This window comes from Methylophaga sp. UBA5088, assembly GCF_002414625.1.
Lineage (GTDB): Bacteria > Pseudomonadota > Gammaproteobacteria > Nitrosococcales > Methylophagaceae > Methylophaga > Methylophaga marina.
Map to the genome: position 1 here is coordinate 31,670 of NZ_DIAC01000129.1, position 3,643 is coordinate 35,312.

The 3,643-nt window shown below is 44.4% G+C and carries 5 protein-coding genes; all 5 read right to left on the bottom strand.

What is annotated here, in order from left to right:
• A partial coding sequence (locus B4K20_RS15970) for a ubiquinone biosynthesis accessory factor UbiJ (RefSeq protein ID WP_289283675.1) occupies positions 1-389 on the bottom strand: 389 nt, incomplete at its 3' end.
• A gap of 4 nt (positions 390-393) precedes the next feature.
• Complete coding sequence (ubiE, locus tag B4K20_RS15975) at positions 394-1,140, bottom strand: bifunctional demethylmenaquinone methyltransferase/2-methoxy-6-polyprenyl-1,4-benzoquinol methylase UbiE (protein WP_286305560.1); 747 nt, start codon at positions 1,138-1,140, stop codon at positions 394-396.
• Between the two features lie 14 nt (positions 1,141-1,154).
• Positions 1,155-1,511, bottom strand: a complete 357-nt coding sequence (locus tag B4K20_RS15980) for a DUF971 domain-containing protein (RefSeq protein ID WP_286305559.1) — start codon at positions 1,509-1,511, stop codon at positions 1,155-1,157.
• A gap of 11 nt (positions 1,512-1,522) precedes the next feature.
• Positions 1,523-2,842, bottom strand: coding sequence for an ATP-dependent protease ATPase subunit HslU (gene hslU, locus B4K20_RS15985; RefSeq protein WP_289244666.1), 1,320 nt, complete (start codon positions 2,840-2,842; stop codon positions 1,523-1,525).
• A gap of 8 nt (positions 2,843-2,850) precedes the next feature.
• Entirely contained in the window at positions 2,851-3,393 is a 543-nt protein-coding gene (gene hslV / locus B4K20_RS15990) for an ATP-dependent protease subunit HslV (RefSeq protein ID WP_286305556.1), read from the bottom strand.
• Positions 3,394-3,643: the final 250 nt, after the last annotated feature.

Sequence of the window (3,643 nt, forward strand, 5' to 3'; positions counted from 1 at the left end):
ATAAGCGGTTGGGCGATAACGTCACCAGTTACGTTGGCTATTTGTTGTTCCCAATCAAAATCGAAACCATCCAGTACGTCTTGTAATTGTTTAGCGAACTGAACATTACCGTGAATATGGATTTCATTAGAAAATAAATGCTCAGGCTGCTTGGCGAGTTTTAATAAACTCAAGGCTTTCGCAGTGATTAATAAGTCAGCGTTCTCTTCATCGTTATGTGACAATTTGACAGTAGATTGATGGAAGGAGACATGCAGATATTGCTGCCAGTCTTCAACATGGATAACGATGACGCGATTTTCGAAAGCCTCAAGGCGCTCACACGTTTCAGGATCCTGTTTTAACCCCTGATTGATGGCAAACTCGATAGGACGCAATAGTGTAGTCATGGGGTTAGAACTTGTAACCACGATGAAGTGAAACGATGCCAGCAGTCATATTGTGATATTCGCAACGTTCAAATCCTACATTTTCCATCATCTGTTTCAAGGTCTCTTGGTCTGGGTGCATACGAATAGATTCAGCCAAATAGCGGTAGCTGTCTTCATCACCAGTAAATACTTTTCCTAGTTGTGGCAATATCTTGAAGGAATAGGCGTCGTAAACGGGGGCCATCCATTCAGCAGGTTTAGAAAACTCCAAGACCATCAGTTGACCGCCGGGTTTGAGAACCCGATACATTGAAGCTAAGGCTTTGTCTTTATCCGTGACATTACGCAAGCCAAAAGCGATGGTAATACAGTTAAAACTATTGTCAGGAAAGGGCAGAGCTTCTGCATTGGCTTGAACATACTCGATATTACCGACAATACCGTCATCTGTTAGACGGTCACGACCAACATTGAGCATTGAGGCATTGATATCGGCTAACACCACTTTACCTGTGTCACCAACAAGCTTGGAAAATTTCCGCGTCAAGTCACCTGTTCCGCCTGCGATATCCAGAACTGTAGCTCCGCGCCGTACACCACTGTTGAGAATGGTAAATCGTTTCCAGAAACGATGAATGCCAAGCGACATCAAGTCGTTCATAAGATCATATTTACCGGCAACGGAGTGAAAAACCTCAGCTACATGCTTGGCTTTTTCGGCAGTGGGCACTTCTTTGTAACCGAAATGCGTTGTCTCTTTAACTTCCATAACGTGACCTATTGTTATTGGCGCTGGTAACCGGCTTTTTCGAGCCGGTTAAGATAGTCTTGCCAGAGGGATTCTTGATGCATGGCAAGTTCGTATAAATAATCCCATGTATACAAACCACTGTCATGACCATCATCAAAAAACAACTTTAGCGCATAGTGACCTACGGGTTCGATTTTATCGAGACCAACATTTTCTTTACCTGTTTGCAGAACTTCTTGTCCGGGACCGTGCCCACGTACCTCTGCAGAAGGTGAGTAAACGCGTAAATATTCAGCGGAAAGACGATATTGCCTATCGCCATAACTGAGAGATAGGCACTTTGATTGTTTGTGCAAGGTGATGTCTGTTGGTAATTGAGTTTCTGCCATTAAAGCATTCCTTACAGAATATAGCGTGATAAGTCTTCGTCTTCAGCTACAACGGACAGTTGTTCATTGACATAGTCTCTATCAATGACGACGGAGAGATTCTGTTCACTCCCTGCTTCATAAGAAATGTCTTCTAACAATTTCTCAAGCATGGTGTGTAAGCGTCGTGCGCCAATATTTTCGGTTTTCTCATTCACTTCCCAGGCAAGTTCGGCAATTCGTTCGATACCGTCGTCGGTAAAACGAAGTTCCACTCCCTCAGTAGCCAGCAATGCAATATATTGCTCGGTTAATGAGGCATCAGGTTCGGTCAGAATGCGGACAAAATCCGCAGAAGAAAGTGCATCAAGTTCGACGCGTATGGGTAAACGACCCTGAAGTTCAGGAATAAGATCAGAAGGTTTGCTCAAATGAAAGGCGCCAGAGGCAATGAACAAAATATGATCGGTTTTTATCATGCCGTATTTAGTCGAAACTGTACTGCCCTCAACCAGAGGCAATAAATCCCGCTGAACGCCTGCACGGGAGACATCAGCGTTATTACCACTCTCACCACGACCGGTGATTTTATCAATTTCATCAAGGAAGACGATGCCGTTTTGTTCGACACGCTCCAGCACATCCGCTTTCAACTCTTCTTCATTAATGAGTTTTAGAGCTTCTTCTTCAGCCAGTATGCGCATGGCATTACCAACAGTAATCTTGCGTGTGCTCTTACGGTTTGTTCCCATGTTCTGAAACATTTCCTGAAGCTGACTGGTCATCTCTTCCATGCCCGGTGGAGACATGATTTCTACACCAACATTTGGCGCATTCAGTTCAAGTTCAATTTCGCGATCATCGAGCTTACCTTCGCGCAGCATTTTGCGAAAACGTTGGCGAGTGGCTGATTCATCTTCACTATCAACATCGCGTGCTGGTCGCAGTAAGGCATCTAAAATGCGTTCTTCTGCAGCATCTTCGGCTTTTGTTTTAACTGAGGATATTGCCGATTCACGTAACATCTTCATCGCAGTTTCAGCGAGGTCGCGAATGATTGATTCAACATCACGGCCAACATAACCCACCTCAGTAAATTTTGTGGCTTCGACTTTAATGAAAGGGGCATTAGCGAGAGCGGCAAGTCGACGAGCAATTTCTGTTTTGCCTACACCCGTTGGGCCAATCATAAGAATGTTTTTTGGCGTGACTTCATGTTGAAGTGAGGCATCTAGTTGTTGGCGGCGCCAGCGGTTACGCAAAGCGATAGCCACCGCTTTTTTTGCCGCTTGTTGTCCGATGATGCGTTTATCAAGTTCGTTAACTATTTGTTTTGGCGTTAATGATTGCATGGTAGATGTCAGTTTGATTCCAGAGTTTCGATTGTAAGATTGTGATTAGTATAGATGCAGATATCAGCGGCAATATTCAACCCTTTCTCAACAATTTCTCTCGCACTGAGTGACGTGTTTTGCAATAAAGCGGTCGCAGCAGCTTGAGCAAACGGACCGCCAGAACCAATAGCAATAAGACCGTGTTCTGGTTCGATCACATCGCCATTACCAGAAATAATCAGTGATGCTTCTGCATCGGCGACAGCGAGTAAAGCTTCTAAGCGCCGCATCATCCGGTCAGTGCGCCAGTCTTTAGCTAACTCAAGTGCACTTCTAGTTAAGTTACCTTGATGCTTTTCAAGCTTTGCTTCAAAGCGTTCGAACAACGTAAATGCATCTGCGGTGCCACCGGCAAAACCAGCAATCACTTTACCGTGATAAAGACGTCTGACTTTGCGTGCATTGCCTTTCATGATGGTATTGCCAAGACTCACCTGCCCATCACCACCAATGACCACTTGGCCGTCACGGCGATAGGAAAGGATAGTCGTACCGCGGTACTGCTCCATAGAGACTCCTGTTTGATTTTTTAAAGTGTGACAAATTTATAGAACGCAATAGTATACTATTCATGCTTTTCTACTTCAGTTAATCATGAATAGATTTAGCCATCTCGAGTACAAAGACAGCAGCTAAATAAGAATTACTGATTTAAGTGTTGACATTAGTCTCGGTTTTACGGAAAATGCCACGTCTTTAGTGGAGGGGTTCCCGAGTGGCCAAAGGGATCAGACTGTAAATCTGACGGTTCTACCTTCG

Excerpts from the sequence above, each read along its gene's own strand:
- ubiE (WP_286305560.1), bottom strand. The coding sequence starts at position 1,140 with ATGGAAGTTAAAGAGACAACGCATTTCGGTTACAAAGAAGTGCCCACT.
- B4K20_RS15980 (WP_286305559.1), bottom strand. The coding sequence starts at position 1,511 with ATGGCAGAAACTCAATTACCAACAGACATCACCTTGCACAAACAATCA.
- hslU (WP_289244666.1), bottom strand. The coding sequence starts at position 2,842 with ATGCAATCATTAACGCCAAAACAAATAGTTAACGAACTTGATAAACGC.
- hslV (WP_286305556.1), bottom strand. The coding sequence starts at position 3,393 with ATGGAGCAGTACCGCGGTACGACTATCCTTTCCTATCGCCGTGACGGC.